The following is a 24,962-nucleotide window of genomic DNA, read 5'->3' as shown; positions in this document are numbered from 1 at the left end:
TATTGTCAACATATTGAATGGATAGCGCAATTTCCCGGCGATGCCATCAGGCTGTTGGGCATCCGTCACCGGCCGCCAGGTTTCAAACGCCTGGGTGCGTTGGCCACTGAACCCGGTTTACCGTTCCGCCGCGCCTCAACTCCTCAGTAAGGTGCGCGGCAGGGTGCTCTTGCCGGCGCCCGAGGCTCCAGCGATCAGCAGCGAATCTCCCGAGCCAGTGACAGATCCAACCCTCTCGGCAGCGCCATGCCATCCGGTCGACCGACTTCCAAATCGCGCGGGCGGGCTGGGCCGCATTCTCGCGACGTGCTTGAGTGATCGCGTGACAATTTGCCGCATTTTCATCGGCCAACAATCGCTTATACTGCACTTGCACAATAACAGTGATTGCCGTTGCCGCTCGTATTCACACCCAGGAGTGAGCCCCGATGAAACCCGCTTATCGCCCGTTACCCTTGCACCGGTTGGACCGAGGAATCCGCCATGCCCGACCCAAGCAACAATTGCCCTGGCGGGTCACCGCTGACGATCCCGCCTTGTCGGTGATGACCGACCTCTGCCAGGTGGCCGCCGTCACCACCGAGCTATCGATCCCGCTCGACCAGGGATTGGACATCATGATCAAGCGGGGCGTACGCGTCCTGTTGGTCGTCGATGCCGACGACCACATTCTCGGCTTGGTGACCAGCCGCGATATCGACGGCGAAAAAAGCCCACCGGATTCTCGCCAAGGCCGGCTGCGCCCGCGAGGACTTGCTCGTCTCCGACGTCATGACTCTCCGAGCGAAACTGGAGGTGCTAATGATGGAAGACTTATTGACCGCGCGAGTGGGCGACATTATCGCGACCCTGCGGCAGGTCAACCGTCAGCACGCCCTGGTGTTGGAAATCGATCCCGAAACCGAAATACCGGCGGTACGCGGCCTCTTCTCGCTCTCGGAGATCGGCTTGCGGCTGGGGTTGAACATCAGTCCATCGCGGCAACCGACCACCTATGCCGAATTGGAGAAGGCAGGGGTAGCATTGTGATCACCGCCTCGGCGATCCGCGTCGACTAACCCGGACCGGCGATGCTTCGGTGCTCCTTGCACAGCGCTTTTCTCCGGTCGGGGGCGCGGTAATCTGTCGCATTCCCACTTGTTCCACCGATATTGTCAAGTCAACGAAAACCGGCCGGGAGACTGACGGAAAAGTGGGATAAATTTGGCGAAACCGAGCTAAATTTGTTGGTATTGACCCAATAAGACCGCTAAAAATAGCATTGTTATGGGAAATAATTAAATATCGACTCGTTAATTTGACAACATATAAAAAGCAAGGGGGTAGAAAAGTGAGTCTGTGGAAAACTTGCCTCATTCTCTGCATCGCAACAGTGGCATGGGCCACATCAGCGCAGGCCGTTCCCGAACAGCAGGCGCTCGACGCGCTCAAAGCGGTGCGCCAGAAGCTTGCGCTCAACCTCGATCCCAATGAGATTTCGGTATCGGGTATTTCATCGGGCGGTTTTATGGCGCACCAATTCCATGTCGCACATTCCCGCAATTTGATGGGCGCGGGCATCATTGCTGGCGGCCCTTACAATTGTGCTCAAGGCAGCGTCGTGACCGCCTTACGGGAATGTACGGCCTTTGGGGCGCAAGCCACCCACGCCCTTTTATCATACACAGGGCCAGGACCAGCTCCACAAGGACAGGAAGCCAGTCCAGAAGCGATCAAAATGGCGACGCGCTCTTATCAGTCGACCTTGGAGATGGACAGAGCGGGAAAAATCGATAGCCCAGGAAATATCCTCCGTGCACGCGTGATTTTGGTTCATGGTCAATCCGACCGCCTATTGCCGGAAGGTGTGATGGATGCAGTTCAACAATATTACAAGATGTTTTACAAGCACTATGGTGTAGACGATCAAGCTTCGACGCGCCTTCGTTATTTGAAAATGCTGCCCGCTGAGCATTCAGTTCCCAGCGACAACTTCATCAACCTAAAAATAGGCAGTCAGATCAATGCCTGTAAAACTTTTGGCTCTCCTTATCTGAATGTTTGCACCAAAGACGACTGTGCCAACGCTTGCGTGAGCTCTTCAAACACCGCATGCTCAACGCAATGTATCGACGCAATCGATACTGCGGGAGAAATCTTGCGGTACATTTACAATCAAAATCCGCTGAAACCTCGCAATGATTCGATCAAAGCCAGCACCTCCGCTCAATCCGGCACGCCTTCGACTGTGGAGCAAAACTGTCAGAAAAACGGGGAAACCGATCCGCGCTGCCAATGGTTACAAGAACGTATTTTTGTTTTCGATCAACCAACCATTTTTTCCAACAGCCGCCAAACCTATCTAGGGGATAAAGGATTTCTGTTCGTTCCCAAGCAATGCAGAGACAACCACGCTTGCAAACTCCATATTGCTTTTCACGGCTGTGAACAAGGTTATGATTTCCCAGATTCGACCAAGGCGGTTTACAGCAAGCGCTGGTCTCATTTTGTTGAAAACGTCGGTTTCAACGAGTGGGCCGACGCTAACGATATCGTCGTTTTTTATCCGCAAGCGCGGACTGTAACTTACTTGGCTGTCAACCCCAAAGGCTGCTGGGATTTCTGGGGTTATACGACCAATGCTCTTTATCCCACCCAACAAGGCCGACAAATCTCGGCTGTCTGGGAAATGGTAGAGGCGCTCGTCCCAAATCTCACGCAGTAACCATGATAGTTCCGCTGCGTTATGGTCATGGGCCATCCTTGAGCACGGCAAAAACGCTTGATGAGGTGATGAAACCATTTAACCGCCGATAAATTGATCATATCAATGTCAGCGATGATTTCGACTTTCTTCAGTAATCCACCCGAAAGGTCGGACTGTCTTCCGGACGATGCTGGCGCTTGTCGTACAGCCGGGTGGTAGAGACGTTAGCATGTCCGAGCCACTCCTGAACCTTGGCGATATCGGCGTTGTGCGCCAAGGCATTGGTGGCAGCCGTCGCCCGTAACGAATGCACGCAGAAACCATGCACCTCGGCGTTGATGCCGACTTGCTTCCCGTAGCGCCGCACGATCTCCTGGTAGACCGAGGCCGGGTTGAGCGGCTTGTTGAGCGTTCCGGTGGTGTTGTTCTTCACTGGACGGAACAGGGGACCGGGCAGGTCCTGACCATGTCCAGCCACTTCCAGATATTCTTTAATGAGTCGCGCCGCTTTCACGGCGACCGGCACGAAGCGGATCTTGTCGCCCTTGCCCTCAATGCGAAAATGCAGGACGCCTTCCCGTTGTTGGAGGTCGCGGACCCGGAGCTTGCAGAGTTCTTCCCGGCGCAGGCCGTGATAAAGGAGGGTGGCGAGGATGGCTCGGTCTCGCTGGCCCTTGAGGGTGGTCGCGGGTGGGGCGTCCAACAAGGCTCGCGCTTGGGCATCGCCCAAGGCCGGAGTCAGGCCCTCATAGTGATTAGCCTTGGGCCGTTTGACGCCATCGACCGGATTATGCGGCACCGCGTTGTGCTCGCACAGATAATCAAATAACGAGGAAATCGCCGACAGTTTGCGACGAATGGTCGAAGGCGCGAGTTTCCGCGTTTCCATATCCTTACGCCAGGCGATCAGGTGGGCACGGGTGACGCTCCGAAATTCTTCCGGGCGCACGATGCCCACGAAGCGGGTGAAGTCCCGCACGTCGAATTGATAGGCGCGACGGGTTTTGGCGTTGGTGATGTTGGCGAACCATTCCAGTTCCCGGGGCACCTCGGCCAGGCCCTGAAATTCCGCGGCGGTCAGTGGACGGTTGGAGAGGGCGGATTCGGTGGCGGGCTGGATTGCGCTCATGGCCTCATGAGAAGGTGGCGATGATAGAAAGCCATTTACCACTTATTCAGAAATTCCTCAATAACCAGGGTGTTCGGTGAGATTGAGGTCCATTTCCGTGGTGGCGAGCCAGTCGTGGCCCAGCATTTTTGCGCGATAGCGAGCGGCCAGGCGGAGGGTGACCCCATGGGGCGCGACGATCAGCACGTAGCATTGGACCCCCTGGCGGTCGGCGGCTGGCCGGTTCTTTTCCCTTGCAACCTCATGACGCTTGATACCGTCTCACCTTCCAACGCGGTTTGATCGTCCGCAATACACACCACGAAACCTCAGTTGGCATGCTATATTGACACGTAATATGTGTGCACATATCATGTGTCCAATGATATATTGAGGATCACTCAATGAACTTAACCTTGTCGGTTGACGAACGAGTGGCTGAGGGGGCCCGTCAGACAGCGCAAGCGATGGGCAAAAGTCTGAACCAGGTCGTGCGTGATTATCTGGAACAGTTGGCGGGACAAGCCCAATTGGAAACCGAGGTGGAGGAACTGCGCGCGTTATCCGGTCAAGGTGATTCCCAGGGTGTGCGTTTCTCGCGAGAAGCCCTCTATGCCGAACGGCTGGATCGGTATCGTGGCTCGTAGTTTCATCGACACCAATATCCTCCTGTATGCTGATGACCGCTTCGATGCCGGCAAGCAGCGTATCGCGATCGATCTGTTGGTCGAGTTGCGTCGGCGACGGGCAGGGGTACTCTCGATTCAAGTACTCAGCGAATACTACGTCAACGCCGTTCGCAAACTCGGTTTGGAACCGAGCTTGGCGCGCCGACGAACGGAGCAATTTGGGCGTTTCGAAGTAGTCAAACCGAGCCTGGAACTCGTCTTGGCCGCGATCGATCTCCATCGCTTCCAGGGGCTTTCTTATTGGGACGCCATGATCCTGCAGGCGGCCATGATGGGGGGATGTACCGAGCTGCTATCGGAAGATTTCCAACACGGACGTACGCTCTCCGGGGTACGAATTATCAATCCTTTCGCGTGAAATCCCGGACCCAACGCTGACCGGGCTGAATGAGGGTGCCGAGGTGCCGTTGCGGAAGCGGCGGTTGGAAGCCGTTGGACTCGATGGCGAGTTGGATTGCGTTCGGGATGGTGTTCATGAAGACAATGGGGTCTAAGATTTTGCCTGTACACAAGATAAAATCGATTATCGGGTGTGAATGGATCGGCCGCGCGGCGGAATAAACGCTGTAAATATACATGTTCCGTGTTATGTCAATTCCTTGCTGGAGCGATTCATCCTGGCATGGAGGATCTCGGTACCGTGGAGATTCAGTGGCGTGAGCTGAACCCCGAGGAGGATCATCGTTGGCGGATTCTGGTTGCGGCCACTCGGAACCCATCCACTGTCGCCCCCGATCCGCGCCGGGGCGAGCCGGCTTCAACCGTCGGGTATCCCTATCGAGCATCGCTTGTCATTGCATGGTTTTTGAACTTGATTATTCTTGGCAACAGTACCCATGGGAGGACACCATGATCGAGACTCATCGCTACGCCTTGGTACAACGCCTGCTGCACTGGCTGATCGCTTTCCTGGTGCTGCTGGCGCTGGGGATCGGCATGATCTTGGGATTCCTGGGTTTCGATGGAACCCGAGAGTTTTTTGGGAAGACGGTGACCGATGCCCTTTACACCACCCACAAGACCGTGGGTGTCCTGATCCTGGTTCTGATGCTCTCGCGCCTGGGTGTCCGGCTGGTCTTGGGCGTCCCGCCGCATCGGCCACCCCTCGGTGGGTTTGAGCGAGTGGCCAGCCATACGGTGCATGACCTCCTCTACATGGCGCTCCTGGCCATGCCGATCCTGGGGGGGCTCGCCACGGCGGCGGGTGGTTACCCCGTGTCGTTCTTCGGCTGGACCTGCCGGGGTTGATCAGCAAGGATCAGGCGCTCAGCGAGAGACTGTTCTCGCTCCACGGCTGGGTCGGCTGGCTCCTTCTGGGTCTCATCGTCCTGCACGTCGGCGCCGCGTTGTGGCACTGGCGGGTCAAGCGCGACGGGGTGATGGCGCGGATGAGCCTGTTCCGCTAGATGCGGACGCCATCAGGGACCGAGGCGACGGCCTCATCAAAGTCCGAATCCATGGCCGCAGTCTTTCCGTCTCGCCGTGATGCAGTGATGGCTTGGCAAGCGGGGGCGACCCTGTATGAGCCAAATTGATTTTTCGGCAACACCAGCCGGGCATCCAACGGCGCCGCCTCGATCGCTTGGTCTTCCCAGGTGCCGTAGACCACCCGCGCCTAAAGTGAAATCCCCAAGATCGATGGATAAGGCCGGTCATGACGGTCGGGCAACCGCTGGACCTCGCGTCCGTCGGTCCGGGGCAGGCGGTCGCCGCAATCCCCGTCACCGGCCAGGGCGAAATAGGCCACTTGCAGGTCATGGCCCAGTTGTACAGGCGCGATCATAGGCCGTGTTCCAATGCGTGCGCTGGTAGCTCGTCGCGGGCCGCCGCCGCGACAAATCCGGTTAGATCCGCCCAGTGCCTCGACAACGCCAACCGCTTATCTTCGGTCATCAACGGCCACATCATCGTCATCAGTGGGTTCCTCGGGTGATTAGGTTTTCGTCGATCGCAATCGACCCATGTGCCGGTCAACCCGGCAAGATACCCACCCGCTCCCGCGCTACCCGGCGCTCGACTGGTTACGCTCATCGTCATCAACCGCCCCCACGTAACAGTCCGCCGGGATTACTGCCTGGTTTCCTGTTTCAGCGCTTCCCTGGCCTTGGCCCGTTCCGCCTGTTCCTCGGTGAGAAGGGTGTAGGCGAGGTAGTACTTGTAGATGTTCGACACATAGGTCACGGTCTCTCGACCGATCTTCTCCGCCGCGATCAGTTCGACGTTGTTGAACCAGATATTGGGATCAAATCCCCGCTGGGCGGCCGCCTGGCGCAGTTGCGCGATGCGCCTTGGCCCCGCGTTATACGAGGCAAAGGTGAACAGGCCCTTGTTGAGTGGGTCTATCGGTTCCTTCTCGTAATATCGGTCCATCATGAAGCGGATGTATTTCACCCCCGCGTGGATATTCGGCTCCAACTGGCGGATATTGCCGACCTGCAATTGTTGACCGGTGGCGGGCATCACCTGCATCACACCGATGGCCCCCACCTTGCTCTTGACGGTCTGGTCGAGCCGCGATTCCTGATAACCCTGCGCCGCCATCAACAGGTAATCCAGTCGATACTGGCGGCCGTACTGGCGAAAGAAGGTCGCCATCTGCTCGAATTTGGCACGTTCTTCCTGGGAAACCGCGTCTTTTACGTAGTTGGCGCTCTTCCAGTACTGTTGCAGCAACAGATTCCGCCGCACCGAACCCTGGGGATAGCGGGCGAGAAAGGCGTTCAGTTCCGTCTTAAGCTGGGGACTGTCCTTGCGGATCATCCAACCGATGTCGCCGCCAGTGCGAATCACCGCCTCTTTGTTGAGTACGACCTTGGGGAAGACTTGTTGCCAGAATCCGGCGACGTAATCGTCGGCGATGGTGGCCCTGACCAGGCCGGCGTTCACCATTTCGAGAATATCCTCGATCTCCAGATCCTCGGGCGCGAACCGCAAGGTCACCGGGGCCTGGCCGGCCTTGACGAACTCGGCGTTAAGCTGCTCCAGACTTTCGCGAAAACTCGACGACCGACGGACATACACCTCCTGGCCCGAGAGTGCATGCGCCGCCGTGATGGGTCCGGACGCTGGACCGGTGACGACGATTTCCGCGACGTTGCGGCGGGTCGGTTCGGTGAAATCCACCTGCTGGAGGCGTTCCGGGGTGATGGTCAGGTTAGCCATCGCAATATCCCCGCGACCTTCCAACAAGTAAGGTATGAATTTGTCACGGGTCACGGGTACGAACACGATATGGACGCGGATGTGTTGGTTATGGAGCGTCCGGTTGAGATCATCCTCGAACAGATGGCCGATGTCGTAAGCCAAGCCGCGCTGGGTGCCTCGGTCAACGAAATAGAAGGTCTTGGAATAGGGCACCAGAATCCGAATTTGCCGCCGCTGGATCATGCCGTCCAGGTCGCCGGTCCAAGGCCGGGTGGTGACATCGGGTAATGCATAAGGCGTAGCCGGCGGCTGAGCGTGAACGGTTGTTGCGAGCGCCCATGCCAAAAACAGTAACCACCCGACCCACCAGCTGATGATGTTCATACTTACCCTTGTATTGTGTTGCTGGGGCAACTCATGATGGGACGGCCCGCACGGGGAGACCGGATGCCGTACCTACCTGGGAGCGATCGAACGTGTGCTGTGGATGATGCATCGGTCTTCCCCTGAATGTTCTTGTGAACAATCGGATCGTCTCTTTGAACCACTCCGGCAGACGCCGACCCCGGCGGCCTTTTTTTTTTCACTGCGTCCGGATGCCCTTTGTGACCGGTCACGACGTAGACTTCGTCGCACTCCACGTCCCCCGACCCGGATCGGTTCGGGTTGGCGGGCGACGATCCCGTCCCGCAACGGCTCGGTCATGCGCTGAACGTCATCCGGGTTCAACCCCAACGCCTGGGCAATCTGGGCATTAGAAAGGTTCAAGCCCATGAAATACAGACACAAGATCCATACCCGTAACGGTTGATGACGCCCCGCCAACACCGTTTCGGTCAGAGCGTCAAAACGGCGATGGCAACGTTCACAATGATATTTCCGCCGCGCCGGTTGGGTGGTATCGCGCCCCTGCTTCGTGATCTCCGCCGCGCCGCAGTGCGGACAACGGACCCCGTCGGGCCACCGCAACCGGCGAACGGTTTCGTAACACTTGACATCGTCCAGCAAATTTTGAAGGTTGATCATCGTTGGGGGGCTTGGGTCACGTCACGGTGGTTCGGAACCCGTACAGGGTAGCCCCCGCTCGCCGACGGGGCGAGCCATCCTCAACTGTCTGGAATCCAGATTGAGCCTTTTTTTTATACCCTTCGTGATACGAACGTTGGTTTAGGGCCTACTGGGGTGGCGCTTACGATCTATCTTCAGTCATGGGTCGACAAGGTGTCTCGCAGGGCGCGGCATTGGACGAGGTAGCCCTCGGCGCCCGCCGTCTGAAACACGCCCTCGGCGGTGCTCAGTTCCATGTGGACCGCGCTCTCGTATCCTTGCAGCGCCGACAGTTCGGCCAGCCGCAGGTGAATTCGCGCGGCCTCCAGAACGGCGCCGTTGTTCTGCAGCAAACCCAGGGCACGATGCAGCCGATGCTGTGCTTCTTCCATCTTGCCCTCCGACCAAGCCAGTTCGGCGCGGGCGCGGTCCACGTGTCCGGCGAGTGCCCCGAATTCCCATCTACGGGGCTCCCCGTCGAGAGTCTGAAGCAGGGTTCGCGCTTCATCCAGCTGGCCCAACTCGGCTGCGATCTGAGCGGCAAGAGCCAGATAGCGGGCCTTGCGTTCGCTTGGCATCCAGTGAGTCAGTGTCGCGGCGCGCTTGAGACCACGGATGGCGTCCTCGCCTCGACCACTCCGGTGCAATAGTTCCGCGTAGCCGGGGTAGGGCTCCCACCCATGCTGATAGGCCTGCTGATAACAGTGCTCTGCCGCTTCCAATTCGCCGCGCGCCAGATGCACGTCGCCCATCAGGCGGTGAGCATCCCTCAGCGCCCAAGGTGCGCCGAGGAGGATGAGAGGGTCGGCGCGGACGAGGGCGTCCCGGGCTTGCTCCAGCCTGGCGGACGCGGCGAAGACTTCCGCCTGATGTATGAGGCAGGGACCGGCAAAGGTGTCGATATTGCTGCGTTGGCACCAGCGCGTGAAGCTTTTCTGCCACTGTCCCGCCCGCAGCCAATCCTCGCCATTGCAACAGCTGGCAATCATGCCGCAATAGACCAGTCCGCCCACCAGGGGCGATACAGTTCCGGAGAGCACCGCCGCGCCGGCTTCGTCCTGCAAGGCCAGGCCAGCCTTCGCATCGCCACTGGCCTGCAGGCCGATGCCCCAGATTAGCATGCCCATGGATTCGATGTCGGCGTTGCCCAGCACGTGGCCGATGTCCCGCGCTTCCTGGGCAAGCCGGATGGCTTCGGACAGCTCCCCCAGGTTGAGGTGGAGGCGCGCGGTCATCCAGGCCAGATAGCCGTGCTGCTCACCCTGGGGTAAGCCGCTCAGCAAGCGTTCCGCGCGACGCAGGCAGCCTTGCGTCACGGCCAGATCCAGCGATTCCATCTGGATGCGCGCCAGGCTGATCAGAGTCCGGGCGGCCGCTTCGCGCGCTCCACGGCTGGAATAGACCACGGCGGCGCGTTCCAGCGGTCCCACGGCACTGGCCAGGTCGCCCGCGCACTGCGCGGCGATGCCCCAGCGTTCCAGGGATGCGGCGTCCAGTGGTTGGATTTGGTCGGCCTCCTTGAATGCCCGCATCGCGTCCTGCCATAGGGCCTGGGCGAAGCTGCGTTCCGCCTGGGCCAAGACCGGCTTGTCCCCTGCTGGGGGGGTGTCGGCCGCCTGGCTCTCCTCGGGCATGAAGCGGTATCCGCGCCGCGCATAGTTACGGATCGCGCCCTCCATTCCGCCCTGTTGCAGCGCAACACGGGCGAGACTGACCGCCCTTTGCAGCGAACTCTCGGTGACCACCACGCCCGGCCACAAGGTATCGAGCAGTTCCTCCTTGCTCACGACCCGGTCACGGTGTTCGACGAGGTAGCACAGCAAGTCGAACACGCGCGGCTGGAGCAGCACCTCTTGCTTGTCCAGGCGCAAGTCTCGTCGGCTCGGGTCGAGCTCGAAGGTCCCGAAACGGTGGATACCGGAGGTCATCTGGAGTGTGGGCGAATCGGCGCGGTAAGGGATTTGATAATGATAAGAACTTAATCCGAACACGGAAAGGACTTGAGTCGCGCGCTGGCGCATCCTGGCATCGTCCCCCGCTGAAGACCCTTCGGCGGTCAGACAACGAGAGCACCGTTGGTGCCTCTTCATTCACTTCATCGAGAGGAGTTTCAGCATGCAAACCTTCGCCATTCGTCGCAAGAGCAACTGGAAAGACACGGCCGAGTTAAGCGTGACGGCCGGGGTGTCCGCTCGGGTCGGCAACGAGGAAATGCCTGACCAAGTCCGTTGGATTCGCTCCTACGTGGTTCGCGAGGATGACGGCCGTCTCGGCACGGTCTGCATCTACCAAGGCGAGGACGCCGACGCCATCCAGGAACATGCCCGCCGCGTGGGCATGAGCGCCGACGAGATCGTTCTGATCGAGGATACAGTGGTGGTTCGCGAGGACCCGGTCAACCAGATGGCGAGCGTCGCCTAGACAGCAACAACCGCACTGTGACGGCAGTCCACTGGACTGCCGCCGCTGCGGCACTTCCATCTGAAACAATAGAAACAAACATGGTGGAGAGGAGAAATCGGACAGAAATACCTCTTCCATAAACTTGATGGCGCAAGTTGAATGAATTGATTCTCAACCCATAAATCCCAAGCACTTTATGAACCATCTTTGAGGAAGTTTACCATGAATACTCTGATCGCGACCGCTTCTGCCGACAACGGCGTCAATGTTGAAGCCCTGCTCGGCGCGCGCCAAGCGCTTTCCGAGGCCCCCGAGGCCGCCCAGTTCAAGTGGCGCGCCAGCTGTGAATGGATCAGGGGCACCCGCGCCCGTACCCACATCGACAGCTTCTTCGGCCTTGGAGAAGAGCAGCGGCGCAAGCAAGTGCATCATGTGGAAACTGATCACCCGGAGATATTCGCTGCCGAAGACCACGGCGCCACGCCGGTAGAAATCGTGCTTTCCGGCTTGGCCGGCTGCCTGACGGCGGGTATCGCCGCCGTGGCGCAGAACCGCAACATCCAGCTGCACTCGGTCAAGGCGACGCTGGAAGCGGGCATGGACCTGCAGGGCATCCTGGGCATTGATGGCGACGTGCGCAATGGCTTCGACGGAGTGAAAGTCACCTATGCCATTGACGCGAATGCCAGCCGCGAGGAAATCGAGGCGCTGGTGGCCCAATCGCAGAAGCGCTCGGCGGTGTTTGACATCATCACCAATCCGACCGATGTGTCGGTGGTCGTGGCGTGATCGCCATCATGGCGGCCTGCGGGGCGAACGCCGACGTGCGGCGGCCGGTGCGCGGCATCGACGTTGTCATCATCGGTGCTGGCCACAACGGCCTGGCCATGAGCCATTGCCTCGCCGCGCTCGGCATCGACCATGTCGTGCTGGAGCGAGGCGAGGTGGCCAACGCCTGGCGCCGCGAGCGCTGGGACTCGCTACACTTGCTCACGCCGAACTGGCTCAGTCGCCTGCCCGGCTACCGCTATAACGGTGACGATCCCGACGGCTACATGAGTCGCGAGGAAGTGGTTGCCTTTATCGCCAGCTATGCGCGGGCAAGCTTGGCACCGGTGCTAACCGGCACAACCGTAACCCGGCTACAGACGGAGGGCACCGGCTACCGTGTCAGCACCGACCGTGGCGACTGGTGTTGCCGCGCCGTGGTCATTGCCAGCGGCGCATTCAACCAGCCGGTGGTGCCACGGCTCGCTGCCGACCTACCTGCGGGCATCGCCCAGCTCACCCCCTTCAGCTACCGTAATCCGAGCCAGATCGAGGACGGCGGCGTGCTGGTGGTCGGCGCCTCGGCGACCGGCCTGCAGCTGGCCGACGAGCTACAGCGCGCCGGCCGCGCCGTGACCCTCGCCGTGGGTGAGCACGTACGCATACCCCGGGTCTATCGCGGACGCGACATCCAGTGGTGGATGCATGCCGCGGGACTGCTGGACCAGCGCCACGACGCCTTGCCCAACGGCCCAGACGACTTGGCGCGCGCCCGTGCCGTGGCCTCGCCCCAATTGGTCGGCTCGCGCGAGCGGCCCATCGTTGATCTCAACGTTCTCGGCGCGGAAGGCGTACGCATTGTCGGCCGCTTGGCCGGCGTGCGCGATGGCAAGGCGCTGTTCTCCGGGTCTCTGCGTAACGTGTGCGCGCTCGCCGATCTGAAGATGCATCGGCTGCTGACCACGCTGGATGACTGGGCGGCCGCGTGTGGCTATGCCGACGGTTTAACGCCGGGTGAGCGCTTCGAGGCCACGCACATCGCCTTCTCACCCGCCACGAGCCTAAACCTCGAACGTGAAGGCATACGCACGGTGATCTGGGCGACCGGTTTCCGCCCAGATTACGGCTGGCTGGCGATCCCGGTACTCGATCGCAAGGGCGGCATCCGACACCACGGCGGCGTCGTTGATGCGCCGGGCCTGTATGTCATGGGCCTGCCGTTCCTGCGGCGACGCAAGTCGAGCTTTATCCACGGTGCCGAGGACGACGCGCGCGAGCTTGCCGCGCATCTTGTCGGCCACCTCCAGGCCCAGTCCCGTCGGTACCGCGAACGGATGGCACTTTAATCCTCTCTCCATCCAGGTCATCGAGGAAATTGATCATGAAGTACGACAGCATTCTTGGAGTCATAGGTAACACGCCGCTGGTAAAGCTATCCGGGCTGGCACCGGCGGGGGGTCAATGTGTACGTCAAGCTGGAATCCTTCAATCCCATGGGCTCGGTCAAGGATCGCATGGCGCTGGCCGTCATCGAAGCGGCTGAACGCAGCGGCGAACTCAAGCCGGGCCAGACGGTGATCGAAGCCACCAGCGGTAACACGGGCATCGGCCTCGCCATGGTGTGTGCTCGGCGTGGCTATCCGCTCGTCATCGTGATGGCGGAGAACTTCAGCGTGGAGCGGCGCAAGATGCTGCGTTTCCTCGGCGCCAAGGTGGTGCTGACGCCAGCGTCGGAGATGGGTACCGGCATGCTCAACAAGGCCATCGAACTGGCGGAGACCCACGGCTGGTACTTGTGCCGTCAGTTTGAAAACGAGGCCAACGCCGAGGTGCACACCCGCACCACGGCACAGGAGATTCTGGCCGATTTCCACGGCGAATCACTGGACTACTTCGTCTCCGGCTTCGGTACCGGTGGCACGCTGCTGGGGGTGGCCCGGGGTCTTAGGCAGGCGGGCAAGGGCACCCGGGTCATTGCAGCCGAGCCGGACAACGCTCCGGTGCTCGGCAGTGGCATCCCCCAACCCCGAGATGCCGACGGCCAGCCTGCGGGGAGCCATCCCCGCTTCCGACCGCACCCGATGCAGGGCTGGAGCCCCGACTTCGTCTCGCATTTGACCGAGACGGCGCTCGCCGAGGATCTCATCAATGAGATCGTGCCGGTGAGTGGCGGCGAAGCCATGCATTGCTCGCGCGAGCTGGCGCGCCGCGAGGGCATTTTCGTCGGCACCTCGGCCGGCGCCACGCTGGCCGCCGCGCTCGCGGTCGCAAGCTGCGCGCCGACGGGCAGCAACATCGTGGTCATGCTACCCGACACCGGCGAGCGCTATTTGTCGACGCCGCTGTTCGAGGACATCGCCGAGGAAATGAATGCCGAGGAGCTGACCCTGTCGCGCTCGACGCCCGGCTACCGCTTCGACGTGCCGGCCGCCTGCGCCGCCGTCGAGCGCGGCCATGTTGACGCAACGCTTGATGCCGAAGCCGAACGCTACGTTGCCGATCTCGTGCGCGAGGAATCGGTGGTGCTGTTCGCGTTGGAGTGGTGCGAGTACTGCTGGTCAGCGCGCAAGCTCTTCAAGCGGCTGGGGATTCGCTATCGCAGCGTCGATCTCGACTCGGTCGAGTATCAAGTCGCCGAGCGTGGCGGCAAGATTCGCGCTGTACTCGCACGGCATACGGGCAGCCCCACCATACCGCAGATCTATATCGGCGGCGCGCACATCGGTGGCTGCACGGAGCTGTTCGATGCCATGCGTAACGGTGCGCTGCAACGCCACCTACAGGCCTGCGGCATCGACTACGACACCAGTGTCGATCTCGATCCCTACACGTTGTTTCCGAAGTGGTTGCAGCCGCGGACGACGGCTTGAGCGGGAGAGTCATCATGAATGCGATGCAGGTACCTATCATCGACATCACGGCGCTCGAAGGACGCGCGACCCTGCGGGCCCTCGACTGCGCCTGCCGGGAATGGGGCTTGTTCCAGGTTACCCACCACGGCATTGATGCCTCTGTCTTGCGGGAGGTGCTGACGGCGACGCGGCAATTCTTCGCCCTGCCCGAGGCGACGAAGCGCGCGATTGAGCGCAGCGAGGAAAATCCCTGGGGCTACTACGACCGGGAGCTAACCAAGAACACGCGAGACTGGAAGCAGGTGTTTGACTACGGGCCAGCCGACGGCGGGATGCTACAGCCTCAATGGCCGACCGGGTTGCCAAGCTTCGAGCCGGCCGTGCGCGCCTACTACGCTGCCTGCGAGCGGCTGGCGGTGCGGCTGATCGATGCTTTGAACACCAACCTCGCCATGCCGCCGAGGTATCTGCGGAGCTTCTTCGGTACGGCGCAGACCAGCTTTGCGCGCCTGAACTACTACCCGGCCTGTCCCGAGCCGGCCGCGCCGGAAGGAGCGAGCACGCCGAGCCAGGGCTTCCTAGGCGTCAATCACCACACCGACGCCGGTGCGTTGACCCTGCTACTGCAGGACGGGGTGCCCGGGTTGGAGGTATTCCGCGAGGGGCGCTGGCATCTGGTGGAGCCCCGTGCCGATACCCTCGTCGTGAACATCGGGGACGTCTTGCAGGTGTGGTCGAACGACCGCTACCAAGCCCCGCTGCACCGGGCGCTCGCTCCCAGCGGGCGGGAGCGCTATAGCGCGCCTTTCTTCTACAACCCGTCCTACGCCACCGATTACGCGCCCCTGTCATCCGTGGTGGATAGCCGCAATCCGGCCCGCTATCGGCCCATCAACTGGGGCGAATTCCGTGCCCTGCGGGCCGCCGGTGACTATGCCGATCACGGCGCGGAAGTACAGATCGAACACTATGCCCTATAAGGAGGCGACCATCATGTCCTTCATCGAAACCGTTGCGCCCAGCCAGGCAACCGGCGAAGCGCGTGCCATGTACGAACGCCAGCAGGCGAATTGGGGCTACGTGCCCAACTATGCCAAAGTCTTCAGCCACCGGCCGGAAGTGCTCGCGCGCTGGGGGAGGTTGCTCGCCGAGATCCATCGGCCCATGGACAAGCGTCGCTTCGAGCTGATCACTTTTGCCGCCGCGCATGCGCTGCGCAATTCCGCTTGTACGCTGGCGCACGGCAAGGCGTTGACTGAGTTCCTCAGCGCCGAAGCAGTCCTGGCGATGGCCGAGCAGGGGGATTGTGAAAACCTCAGCGCGGCCGAGCGCGAGATGATGGCCTTCTCGCGCAAGATCGCGCGGGATGCGGCCAGTATCGAGCAGCGTGACATTGATGCCCTGCGCCGGCACGGAATCGGCGACGCGGAAATCTTCGACATCGTCGCCACGGCGGCCGGACGCGCTTTCTTTACCAAGATCTTGGACGGGCTCGGGGTCCTGGCCGACGCCCCTTGGTCGAGCATGGATGAAGCTCTCCGGTGGTCGCTGACGGTCGGTCGGCCGATCGACCACCGGGATGCAGAGTGTCTGCTCGATGAACTCGAAACCGGGGCAAGCGCTTGACCTCGCATCAACAGCCGTCAGTACTGCCCGCGCTGATGGGGCTGAGTTTCCGCGGCTTTCGTCAAGTTGAAGTACGCAGCGCTACTCGGCGCGATCACCACGGTTTCAAGGCTTTCTAGCCGTTCGGATCGACCATGTATCTGGTCAGCTTCGGAACCCCCCAATGGCGCAAGATTGATCCATGATCGATGGACTTCAGAAGAGAATCGTATGGCCAGCTCAATTGACGAACCATTCAGTACTCCTTCCATGGGTGTTCGCTATAGCCTGGAACTCGCACTGCAGTGGATTCTCAGTAACGTTCCGTGCTTCAGTGGACTTGTTCCCGTGGATTGGACCCGGGCCGTATTCCGAGAAGCCAGTCGATGGAACATCAAATTTTCCATGCTTCAAGCGGCCTTGAGCATGGCGGACAAACACGGCTTTGTCTTCACCAGCGAACCAGTGCATGCCACCAAGCACACCGAGATCGGGAGGCAATGGCAAGCTCGGAAAGCGGAGTTCATAGCCGTTGCTTCTTTCGATAACTACTTGAATGCTCATCAACTGTTTCAAATCTGGCAGAATTTTTGGTCGGAGCAGCGAGCGCGGGCAGGAATCGACGAGGACAGAATACGCCGCCAGATCCACGACATGAATCCGGCCGTTTACGCCGACAACATGAATCGGTTCGAGTTAGGCAGACGCGATGCGCTGGGCCCCACCTATCAAGAGGCGGCCGACCGTCTCGACGCCACCAATGCCATGCTGTTTGCGGCAAACGAGTTGCTCAATTGGCTCGAAGCCCGCGAGGCAACGGGAGAGCATTACACGTTGCAACAAGCCAACGAGAAGGCGATCGAAATCACCAAGGCTTGGAACAAGTTCGAAACCTGGTTCGGCCCGGTGATTTTTGGCGTCCTGGGGATGGCGAGCATGGGGGGCATGGGGGGAGGACGAGGAGGACGATCCGCGTCAGAGCTTGGGCGCACGCCGACGTCACGAAGCTATTTGCCACCCGAACCGGTTCCCGATCCATCGATTCCCCCCCATTTGAAACGGATCATGCAAGGCGATAATCCCGCCGTCCGCCTCGGCCAATATGGTCGGCCGGGCAATCTCATCGCGCGCGTGGACAGCGCCGGGGAGGGCGTCACCTATCGGGTGACGTCAATCGTCCTGCGCGGGGAAGGCGCCACGGCTGAAATTCAATTGGCCCGATCCGCTCATCGGGCGATGATCCGCCGCGCCGCCGAGATGGCGCGGAAAGTCGGGGCGAGAACCTTCAAGCTCGTGGGCGAGCAGGCCGGCCCGAACTTTCGCACGCACGCCGACGCGCTCGCCGAACAGATCGGCATCCCGAAGTCGGGAAAGGTCACCAGCAAAATCGGCGGTGCGTACGGCGACTATGAAGTGACTCTGCGCGTCGATTTGACGCTGCAGCCCAGCGTGCCCTCTTCCACGCCCTCGCGCGCGCCATCCACGCCCCCACCTTCTCCGTCCGGGCCGGCGCGGGCGATTCGGGCGGCTGCGGTCGGCTCGCTCGCGCGACCCGCGCCCCCCCTCTTTTCCGCCCGCTCCGCCCGCGAGAAAAGCTCTATCCACGAATAAATAACGCCCGATCACGGTCACCGTCCGGTTTGAGCGTTTTGACAGGCTCGAAAGGACATCTTTGTGGTTAGGTGTTCAGTCCCGAGTGAACCACCCTGGGGGTTCTGTGGAGGCTCCAATCTTTGAGAAGATGGAGCCATGAAGAAGTCAGCACAGTTTTCGCCGGAGATCCGGGAGCGGGCAATTCGGAGGTTGAACGAGTATCGCTCGGAATACGAATCGCAGTGAGTGGTGGATCGTGTCGATCGCGGGCAAGATCGGCTGCACGGCCGAGACGTACGCAAATGGGTACGCCAGCACGAGCGCGACACCGGGCAGCGTGAGGGGATCACGACAGCCGAGGCGGCGCGCATCAAGGCGCTCGAACGCGACACCGAGCGGCTGGCCGAGGCTGGCATCGAATCCTCGGTGGGGTAGCAAGGGCGATCGCGATGACAACGCCCTGGACGAGACGATCAACGGGCTCTATAAGGCCAAAGTCATTCACTGCCATGCCTCCTGGAAAACCCAGGAAGCCGTTGAGCTGGCCACGCTCGAATGGGTCTCGTGGTTCAATCATCATCGACTGCTTGAACCCATCGGCTACGTTCCAACCGCCGAAGCGGAAGCCCACGATTACCGCAGTCTGAACAAGCAGGCCGTAACAGGCTGACTCAAATTAAACAGCCTCCGCGAAACCCGGGGTGGTTCAGTCTTTCGAGGAGGCGATGGCCGGTCTGGGCGAGGAACTCGCTGGCGCCCATGCCCAGCGTGACGCCGCTGATGAAGACCATCCGATCCAGAGTTAGGCCGGCCTTGGATTCGAAGCGGGTTTTGGCCTACGCGAGATGGTCCCGCGGCACGGAAATTTCGATGTGATAAGGATAAACCCCGAGGCGCGCGGACGGTGCGGCAGCCAACGTTGCTTCGAGCGACGATTCCCCCCACAGGTAAGCGACCTTGATGAAATGTGGCGTGTAAAATGACAACTATCGGTTGAACCTCCTCTTGAGTACGCCAACTTCAGCGACTCCATAGCGTGATTACCCTGCATCGACCACTCGGTGACGGCGAAAAGATCCTGCTACCAGTGTAGGATTTCCAGATTGGCCATGATTTTTTTCTCGCCGCTTGAGGAATAGGTACGCTCGATCCCCAGGCTCCACCCTTGACCCTCCTTCAGGATGAACTGACCGCCCAGGGCGAGATTGTAGCGGTTCCGGGAATTGGGAAGGATTGGATGGAAGCGGTTCATGAAACGACCCAAGGTAGGTTGCTTGTTATCCAACCATCCGACCACGGTCCCCCATCCTAACTCATCGACAATGTGCTGAACCAAATCCGGGTTGTAGTACTTCTGACCATCCGGCGCGATGGCGACAAAGCCATAACTATCCAGATGGATGTTGCAGCTCTGGGCAGCAATCTGGCAATGCAGGCTTGGCGCTCCGGTCTCTCGATAGCCCTCGCCCTGGGTAGCGGCGGCCGCCAAACGCTCACACAAATCATTGCGGTTGTCGTGCGCAAATGCGGGCATCTGTAAAAGGTTTTTCAGGCGGTCGCTGTCGACCGGTTTGAACGTGACACCCACACCCGGACGGGGGCCGATTTTCAGCATGGCAGCAACGTGCTCATCAAGCTTGATATTGTGCCGGTCCCGCAAGCGGTTGGCGATGGTCCGATAGACCCCGTTAAAGAGGTAAGCCTGTTTTGTGATAGCCATGAGTATTCTCCTTAATGGTTTTAGAGACTGCTAACAGGCAAGCTCAGGGATACGAGCCAAAGCGTCTCTCTGGAGCGAGATGTTAGTCATTTGAGCGTTCAGCAATAGCTTATGAGCTGGACTTTAGCCATTTTTGGTTTCCAGGCAGGTTGTAATCGAAATAACGTATTGATTATAAGTCTGCCAGTTTGTGGGCTGGTTTATAAGCAATTGATTTTTAAGGAATGGCTAATGAGGATCTAAAACTCAAATTAACCCACTGGGGTTTCCATACGATTTCCACGGCTGGCCATTTTGTTTCAATTGTTTCGAAAGAGACCGGTTCCATGATTGGAATGGGCTCGACTGGACATACCGCGGCGAAAAGAATTTGGCGAATCAGTGACAGGGTCACTCGCAAATTCGAGGAGAGCGGCAAGCATCGGTGGGAGGGCTCATGCTCGGCCGCAACCGACTGGGAGCGCTAGCCGACTGGCGGTGATCCGGCCTGAGCCAGCGCGGGTGCCTTGAGGAGTTGTTCGACGAGGCGGAGGACCTCGGCGGGGACGAAGGGTTTTTCGAGGAGGGGACGGCCGGTCTGGGCGAGGAACTCGCTGGCGCCCATGCCCAGCGTGTCGCCGCTGATGAAGATCACCCGGTCGAGCAGGTGGGGGTGGGTCTGTTGCAGACGCCGGTACAGGCCCGGCCCGTCCAGGTCGGGCATCTTCAGGTCGCTGAGTACGGCGTCGTAGGAACGCTGCGCCAGTCGCCGTAGCGCCTGGTTGCCGCTGGCGGCCATATCGACCCGGTGGCCGGCCGCCGTCAGCAACTCGCCGAGCATCTCGGCAATGTCGCGTTCGTCATCGACGATCAAAATGGCGCGGGACGGGGCGTCGGCGAGGATCGGGGCGGGATCGGGATCAGGCGCCGGGGTGGTGGGTACCAGCGGGAGAATGACGATAAAGCGGGCGCCGCCGGTCGAGGGCGATTCAAGAGCGATCCGGCCACCGTGGGCGACGATGACGCCGTAGCTGAACGATAGGCCGATCCCGGTGCCGACCCCCACCGGTTTGCTGGTGTAGAACGGCTCGAAAATGCGGGAGCGGACCGCTTCCGGTATGCCCGGACCGTTGTCGGTGAAGGTGATGTGTACCGTCCCGGCCGACTGCACCCAGCGACTGGCGATCATCAACCGGCGCGGCGGGGCGACTTCCAGCAGCGCCTGCTGGGCATTGGCCAGCAGATTGGTGAACACTTGGGCCAGTTGGTCGGCGTCGGCCGAGAGTTCCGGTAGCTTGGGGTCCAGGTCGAGGGTGACGGCGATGTCGGCGGTCCGCAGGCCGTAGCCCATCAGTTCCACGGCCGCTTCCAGCACGCCGTTTAGCGCGACCGGTTTGCGTTCCGGGGGCTGCTGCCGGGCAATCGCCAGAAAGGTTTTGACAATCCGTGCCCCCCGCTCCGCCGCTTGCCGGATCTTGCGGATCTTGTCCCGGACTTCCGAATCCACGATCTCCCCTTCCAGCATGATCGCTCGCCCGACCACCACCGATAGCGGGTTGTTGAGTTCATGGGAGACGCCGGCCAGGAGCGAACCCAAGGCGGCCAGTTTCTCTCGCTGGTGCAGGGCCTCGCGCTGTCGAGCCATATGCTCAACGGCTTGTTTCTTCTCGGTGATATCGCGAGCGATCACCAGTACATGCGGCTTGCCCTGATATTGCATGGGAACCGCATGCACTTCAAGTTCGAGCGCAGAGCCATCCTTGCGCGTATCGCTGATGTCGATGTGGAGTGCTTGGCCATCGTCAACCGGTCGCAGCAACTCAGCGTTGCTGGTGGGCCCGATGAATTTACCGGGCGCCAGAGCGATAAAATCTTCGCGCGCGTCCCCATACATCCGCCATAAGGCCGGATTGATGTCGACCAGCACTCCGTCGGCGCTCCACAGCATCAACCCGTCGATCGAAGCGTTGAACATGGAGCGATACTGAGCCTCGCTATCCTCCAGTGCCCGTAGCATACGGACGCGTTCCTCGATATCGTTTTTTAACTGGGTTTGGGTGCGGGAGATCTGGGTAGCCATGGCATCGAAGGCCCGGCTCAGCCGACCGAGTTCATCGCGTCCGCGCAATGCGCTGCGGGCGTCAAGGTCGCCGCTGGCAAGCCGCTCGGCGGTTTTCACCAGCAGCGTGGTTCGGCGCGTCAATAAGAAATGCAGAACGAGCCAGATAACCAGCGCCAAGGCAGTCACCCAACCAGCCCAGTACAGCGACTGGTCGAGCACTTGCGTGCGTGCCTCGGATCGAGCCCCGCTGAGATCGTAGGTGAGGAATATTGTTCCGCTGCGCGAGGGCTTCAGCTCCTCGCCCCGGCGACCCAAGAGCACCCCCACATACCCGAACAACAGATCGCCGGCTGGATTGAGCGCGGTCTGCGCGCGACGGGTGTGAATGGCTTTCGCTGCCCGCTCGGCGTCATAGCTCGGTACGGAGGTCGTTACCGGCTGTCCGAGCAGGATGCGCTGCGTGCTTGCGATGATTTTCTGCTGGTCATCGACGAGTATCACCAGGCGGTAACCATGGTTGTGCGCGAGCACCGAGACTTCATGTTGTGCAATGACGAGCTCGCCCTTGAGCAACAGATATTCGAGAGTGCTTTGCAGGCGAGACATGTCCTGCGCGAACTGTCGACTGGCGTTGTTTTGCGCCACGCGCTCTGCTCTCGGCACGTGATACAGTAGATTGACTGCACTCAATATCGCCGCGAAGCCCAACATCAAGAGCAATACGGTGATTCTGAGCGACGCCGGGATCCATACGCCCACAGTAATTGTTTTACGGTGACAAGGTCTTCAGAGGACTCGGTTCGAGCACGTCCTTGATATTAACCGCTTGCTGCAAGAGATTGGAATCGATCATGAGGTTCATCAGGTGCGCACCTGAAGTTGCCAGACTCGGAGAATCACCGTCCAACATGGCAAGGTTTTCCTCGCGTGTCGGAATGTGCAACCCCTTGAGCGCCCTGAGAAACTGTTCGGCCGAGATCTGCTGGCGCTGGCTCATGCGCCGGGCTGCATCCTTAGGCTCTTTTTCCAGATATTCAATGGCCTTGAACCACCCGACAAGTAGCGTCCGCATCGCTGCGCGCTGCTCGTCGAGCACGGACTCACGCACCGCAATCACATCGACAATCTCGCCTGGAATCCGCGTACTGTCGAACAAGATCGTTGCACCGGCTGTGGTCAGTTGTGAACGGTAGGGTTCGAAAGTGACAGCACCGTCAACCTCACCTCGGTTGAATGCGCTCGGCTGCTCGTTTGACTCCAAATGTATGATCTGGATATCACCGGTCTCCATGTTGGAAAGCGTGAGGGCGCGGCTCAGCACGAAGGCGCCGAGTGCGACACTCTCCACGGCGACTCGCTTGCCTTTGAGATCGGCCATGGACTGCATACCGGGCCTCCCGACAACGACATCCGCGCCGTCGGAGACATCAGCCACGCAGATCACGCGTGGCTGCAACCCATCGATGGCCAGACCGAACAGCTCATCCATGCTGATCACCATCCCGTCGATCGCCTGGTTACGAAAGGCGCGCAGTACTTCGCTGGCCGATGGATACTCGACGAGCTGCACGACTTTCGGGTCGAAAAAATCCCAGGCCACGCGCTAGATAGAGCGGCTCACTGCCGATCCAGACATTGGTGCCGATACGTAGAGGGGAGCTCGACTCTTTCGAGCAACCGGTCACCGTTAGCATCAGGACCCCTATCAATGCGAGGAAGGCAAGCCCATTTTTCGAGAGTGCGGATGCGATCATGAAGTTCGTCTCTGTCATTTACAGGGGTCGGTAGTACCCAATTTAATAGGATCAGCAGGTAAGGAGTCATTATGACGAATCGCCACGCCTTTCATTATGGCAAGTTTTTGCTTGACATCTAGGGAGGCCCTCGTAGCGCGTCGAAAGAACTAATTGTTAGAGGATAAATTCATTACTGAATGGGTTGCCAGATACTCGACTTGAGTGTTTGCTCTGTATCTTATTCCGTAGTGGCCCAGGATGACTCGCTTAAACGAAAAGCCGGTTTACCTTGCTAAAAAGTGGTTCCAAACCAACATTCACCTTCATTTTGTACAAGCGAATAGATTGCGGTTGGTGTGGCATTTTCCATACTTGCAACCTGATCCCAGGCAACATTCATGATAGATACCTCCATGGAAGCAGGCGTAGAACCACCCACAACTAACCAAAAATAGCATCCTCCCATATAGGAAACGGTGGCAGGTACCCTATATTTATTAAGCGTTTCTATTATTGTGGTTGCCTTACAGATCACCTCAGGCAATGCTAAATTGAGATAGTGAATTCAAATTAGCAATATTTGGGAACACCCGTTTATCGCGAACATCTTCCACACAACTTTGTGCATATTCGCTGGCTAATTTAACTGCGGCCAATGATGTTTTCTTTTATATCGTCGTCATTCATGCAGAAGTTCCTTTTTCTTCTAACTTTGCCCATAACCGGCGTGATACAGCCGGTGAAATTGGCTTTAGACGGCCGGTTGATGGGTAGGTTGGGCGTCAAGGCGCAGTTCAAAAACTGAGACTTGCCGCGCCTGCCTTGAGCCGCTCGTGCATCGCGCTTGCGCCCTGAATGGTTACGCCGTCGATAAAATCCTCCTGTACGTAGCCACGGGCCTTGACGCAGGGTGGGCATGCCCAGATCGTGCCGCCGCGTGCGATGAAGTCCTGCATTAGGGATTTCAGCGGATCCAGCGGTGGCACATGCGTAATGTCAACACCCTTATGGCGCACAAGATCAACGGCTGAACTAACGAGGAAAACATAGACCTTCATTCCAGAAGTTATTGCGCCACAAGCGATCGTGAAAGCGACCGACGATAGTTCATGATCAGTGCCACGGGTTACCAACACTACTAGCTCACGGTTTGACTGTGGAATGTGCTCAGACATCATCAGTATTCTCTGTTTGCGGTGAAGAATCTCCGGATTGACCGGTACGAGGAAGATCGAACTGCAAATGTATCGAGCGTTCAGCGATACCTTATGCGAGTCTAAAACTCAAATTAACCCACTGGGGTTTCCATACGATTTCCACGGCTGGCCATTTTGTTTCAATTGTTTCGAAAGAGACCGGTTCCATGATTGGAATGGGCTCGACTGGACATACCGCGGCGAAAAGAATTTGGCGAATCAGTGACAGGGTCACTCGCAAATTCGAGGAGAGCGGCAAGCATCGGTGGGAGGGCTCATGCTCGGCCGCAACCGACTGGGAGCGCTAGCCGACTGGCGGTGATCCGGCCTGAGCCAGCGCGGGTGCCTTGAGGAGTTGTTCGACGAGGCGGAGG

24 protein-coding genes and 3 pseudogenes are annotated in these 24,962 nt (G+C 59.5%); 15 read left to right on the top strand and 12 right to left on the bottom strand.

What is annotated here, in order from left to right; translation table 11 throughout:
- Positions 1-428: 428 nt before the first annotated feature.
- Positions 429-638, top strand: a pseudogene (locus tag E4P82_RS23810) (CBS domain-containing protein); the annotation flags it as partial.
- Here E4P82_RS23810 and E4P82_RS22380 read toward each other — a convergent pair.
- The gene (locus E4P82_RS22380) at positions 585-773 is read right to left on the bottom strand and encodes a hypothetical protein (RefSeq protein WP_246327682.1); all 189 of its coding nucleotides are present in this window, start codon (positions 771-773) and stop codon (positions 585-587) included. The pseudogene E4P82_RS23810 and the gene E4P82_RS22380 sit on opposite strands and share 54 nt — an antisense overlap.
- Before the next feature lie 28 nt (positions 774-801).
- On the opposite strand from E4P82_RS22380, the gene E4P82_RS22375 reads away from it, so the two are divergent.
- Complete coding sequence (locus E4P82_RS22375; protein ID WP_246327681.1) at positions 802-1,029, top strand: CBS domain-containing protein; 228 nt, start codon at positions 802-804, stop codon at positions 1,027-1,029.
- A 301-nt stretch (positions 1,030-1,330) separates the two neighbouring features.
- Positions 1,331-2,704, top strand: coding sequence for an alpha/beta hydrolase family protein (locus E4P82_RS21525; RefSeq protein WP_211203205.1), 1,374 nt, complete (start codon positions 1,331-1,333; stop codon positions 2,702-2,704).
- A 130-nt stretch (positions 2,705-2,834) separates the two neighbouring features.
- On the opposite strand, the gene E4P82_RS17775 is transcribed toward E4P82_RS21525, so the two are convergent.
- Complete coding sequence (locus E4P82_RS17775; protein ID WP_169250130.1) at positions 2,835-3,815, bottom strand: tyrosine-type recombinase/integrase; 981 nt, start codon at positions 3,813-3,815, stop codon at positions 2,835-2,837.
- 57 nt (positions 3,816-3,872) lie between these two features.
- Complete coding sequence (locus E4P82_RS22935) at positions 3,873-4,001, bottom strand: hypothetical protein (RefSeq protein ID WP_281383719.1); 129 nt, start codon at positions 3,999-4,001, stop codon at positions 3,873-3,875.
- A 197-nt stretch (positions 4,002-4,198) separates the two neighbouring features.
- On the opposite strand from E4P82_RS22935, the gene E4P82_RS17770 reads away from it, so the two are divergent.
- The 4 genes from E4P82_RS17770 to E4P82_RS23315 all read left to right on the top strand — a co-directional run bounded on the left by E4P82_RS17770 (position 4,199) and on the right by E4P82_RS23315 (position 5,889).
- Positions 4,199-4,441: a DUF6364 family protein gene (locus tag E4P82_RS17770; protein WP_169250129.1), complete on the top strand. Its 243-nt coding sequence runs from the start codon at positions 4,199-4,201 to the stop codon at positions 4,439-4,441.
- Positions 4,407-4,841: a PIN domain-containing protein gene (locus E4P82_RS17765; protein WP_169250128.1), complete on the top strand. Its 435-nt coding sequence runs from the start codon at positions 4,407-4,409 to the stop codon at positions 4,839-4,841. Before E4P82_RS17770 ends, E4P82_RS17765 begins: the two co-directional genes overlap by 35 nt.
- A gap of 491 nt (positions 4,842-5,332) precedes the next feature.
- Entirely contained in the window at positions 5,333-5,731 is a 399-nt protein-coding gene (locus E4P82_RS17760) for a cytochrome b (RefSeq protein ID WP_312915607.1), read from the top strand.
- Positions 5,728-5,889: a cytochrome b gene (locus E4P82_RS23315; protein WP_312915604.1), complete on the top strand. Its 162-nt coding sequence runs from the start codon at positions 5,728-5,730 to the stop codon at positions 5,887-5,889. Before E4P82_RS17760 ends, E4P82_RS23315 begins: the two co-directional genes overlap by 4 nt.
- Positions 5,890-6,098: 209 nt before the next feature.
- Here the strand turns inward: E4P82_RS23315 and E4P82_RS17755 are convergent, their stop codons facing one another.
- The 5 genes and pseudogenes from E4P82_RS17755 to E4P82_RS17740 form a co-directional block, all read right to left on the bottom strand.
- Complete coding sequence (locus E4P82_RS17755) at positions 6,099-6,266, bottom strand: hypothetical protein (RefSeq protein ID WP_169250127.1); 168 nt, start codon at positions 6,264-6,266, stop codon at positions 6,099-6,101.
- On the bottom strand, positions 6,263-6,397 hold the full coding sequence (locus E4P82_RS22930) for a hypothetical protein (protein ID WP_281383718.1): 135 nt from the start codon (positions 6,395-6,397) through the stop codon (positions 6,263-6,265). The genes E4P82_RS17755 and E4P82_RS22930 overlap by 4 nt, the downstream gene beginning before the upstream one ends.
- 153 nt (positions 6,398-6,550) lie before the next feature.
- Positions 6,551-8,011, bottom strand: a complete 1,461-nt coding sequence (locus E4P82_RS17750) for an MltF family protein (protein WP_169250126.1) — start codon at positions 8,009-8,011, stop codon at positions 6,551-6,553.
- A 172-nt stretch (positions 8,012-8,183) separates the two neighbouring features.
- Positions 8,184-8,653, bottom strand: a pseudogene (locus E4P82_RS17745) (transposase); the annotation flags it as partial.
- A gap of 176 nt (positions 8,654-8,829) precedes the next feature.
- Positions 8,830-10,665, bottom strand: a complete 1,836-nt coding sequence (locus E4P82_RS17740; protein WP_169250125.1) for a winged helix-turn-helix domain-containing protein — start codon at positions 10,663-10,665, stop codon at positions 8,830-8,832.
- Between the two features lie 124 nt (positions 10,666-10,789).
- Between E4P82_RS17740 and E4P82_RS17735 the strand changes: the two genes are divergently transcribed.
- The 8 genes and pseudogenes from E4P82_RS17735 to E4P82_RS17700 form a co-directional block, all read left to right on the top strand.
- Positions 10,790-11,095, top strand: a complete 306-nt coding sequence (locus E4P82_RS17735) for a nickel-binding protein (RefSeq protein WP_169250124.1) — start codon at positions 10,790-10,792, stop codon at positions 11,093-11,095.
- Between the two features lie 204 nt (positions 11,096-11,299).
- On the top strand, positions 11,300-11,866 hold the full coding sequence (locus E4P82_RS17730; RefSeq protein ID WP_169250123.1) for an OsmC family protein: 567 nt from the start codon (positions 11,300-11,302) through the stop codon (positions 11,864-11,866).
- On the top strand, positions 11,863-13,191 hold the full coding sequence (locus tag E4P82_RS17725; protein ID WP_312915601.1) for an NAD(P)-binding domain-containing protein: 1,329 nt from the start codon (positions 11,863-11,865) through the stop codon (positions 13,189-13,191). Before E4P82_RS17730 ends, E4P82_RS17725 begins: the two co-directional genes overlap by 4 nt.
- 117 nt (positions 13,192-13,308) lie before the next feature.
- Positions 13,309-14,715: a pyridoxal-phosphate dependent enzyme gene (locus E4P82_RS17720; protein WP_312915598.1), complete on the top strand. Its 1,407-nt coding sequence runs from the start codon at positions 13,309-13,311 to the stop codon at positions 14,713-14,715.
- 14 nt (positions 14,716-14,729) lie between these two features.
- Complete coding sequence (locus E4P82_RS17715) at positions 14,730-15,677, top strand: isopenicillin N synthase family dioxygenase (protein WP_169250122.1); 948 nt, start codon at positions 14,730-14,732, stop codon at positions 15,675-15,677.
- A 13-nt stretch (positions 15,678-15,690) separates the two neighbouring features.
- Positions 15,691-16,323 (top strand): carboxymuconolactone decarboxylase family protein, encoded by a 633-nt coding sequence (locus E4P82_RS17710; RefSeq protein ID WP_169250121.1) that lies wholly within the window; start codon positions 15,691-15,693, stop codon positions 16,321-16,323.
- Between the two features lie 210 nt (positions 16,324-16,533).
- Positions 16,534-17,913: a hypothetical protein gene (locus E4P82_RS17705; RefSeq protein WP_169250120.1), complete on the top strand. Its 1,380-nt coding sequence runs from the start codon at positions 16,534-16,536 to the stop codon at positions 17,911-17,913.
- 366 nt (positions 17,914-18,279) lie between these two features.
- Positions 18,280-18,565: pseudogene (locus E4P82_RS17700) on the top strand (integrase core domain-containing protein); the annotation flags it as partial.
- 411 nt (positions 18,566-18,976) lie between these two features.
- Here the strand turns inward: E4P82_RS17700 and E4P82_RS17695 are convergent.
- The 4 genes from E4P82_RS17695 to E4P82_RS17680 form a co-directional block, all read right to left on the bottom strand.
- Positions 18,977-19,615: a hypothetical protein gene (locus E4P82_RS17695; RefSeq protein WP_169250119.1), complete on the bottom strand. Its 639-nt coding sequence runs from the start codon at positions 19,613-19,615 to the stop codon at positions 18,977-18,979.
- A 463-nt stretch (positions 19,616-20,078) separates the two neighbouring features.
- Positions 20,079-22,301, bottom strand: coding sequence for an ATP-binding protein (locus E4P82_RS17690; protein WP_169250118.1), 2,223 nt, complete (start codon positions 22,299-22,301; stop codon positions 20,079-20,081).
- A 124-nt stretch (positions 22,302-22,425) separates the two neighbouring features.
- The gene (locus E4P82_RS17685) at positions 22,426-23,256 is read right to left on the bottom strand and encodes an ABC transporter substrate-binding protein (RefSeq protein ID WP_169250117.1); all 831 of its coding nucleotides are present in this window, start codon (positions 23,254-23,256) and stop codon (positions 22,426-22,428) included.
- 930 nt (positions 23,257-24,186) lie between these two features.
- Entirely contained in the window at positions 24,187-24,570 is a 384-nt protein-coding gene (locus E4P82_RS17680; protein ID WP_246327679.1) for a DsrE family protein, read from the bottom strand.
- Between the last annotated feature and the right edge of the window lie 392 nt (positions 24,571-24,962).

It is taken from the genome of Candidatus Competibacter phosphatis, from assembly GCF_012939995.1.
Taxonomy (GTDB): domain Bacteria; phylum Pseudomonadota; class Gammaproteobacteria; order Competibacterales; family Competibacteraceae; genus Competibacter; species Competibacter phosphatis.
The sequence above is the reverse complement of the archived record's forward strand: the minus strand, read 5'-3'. Positions and strand labels throughout refer to the sequence as shown.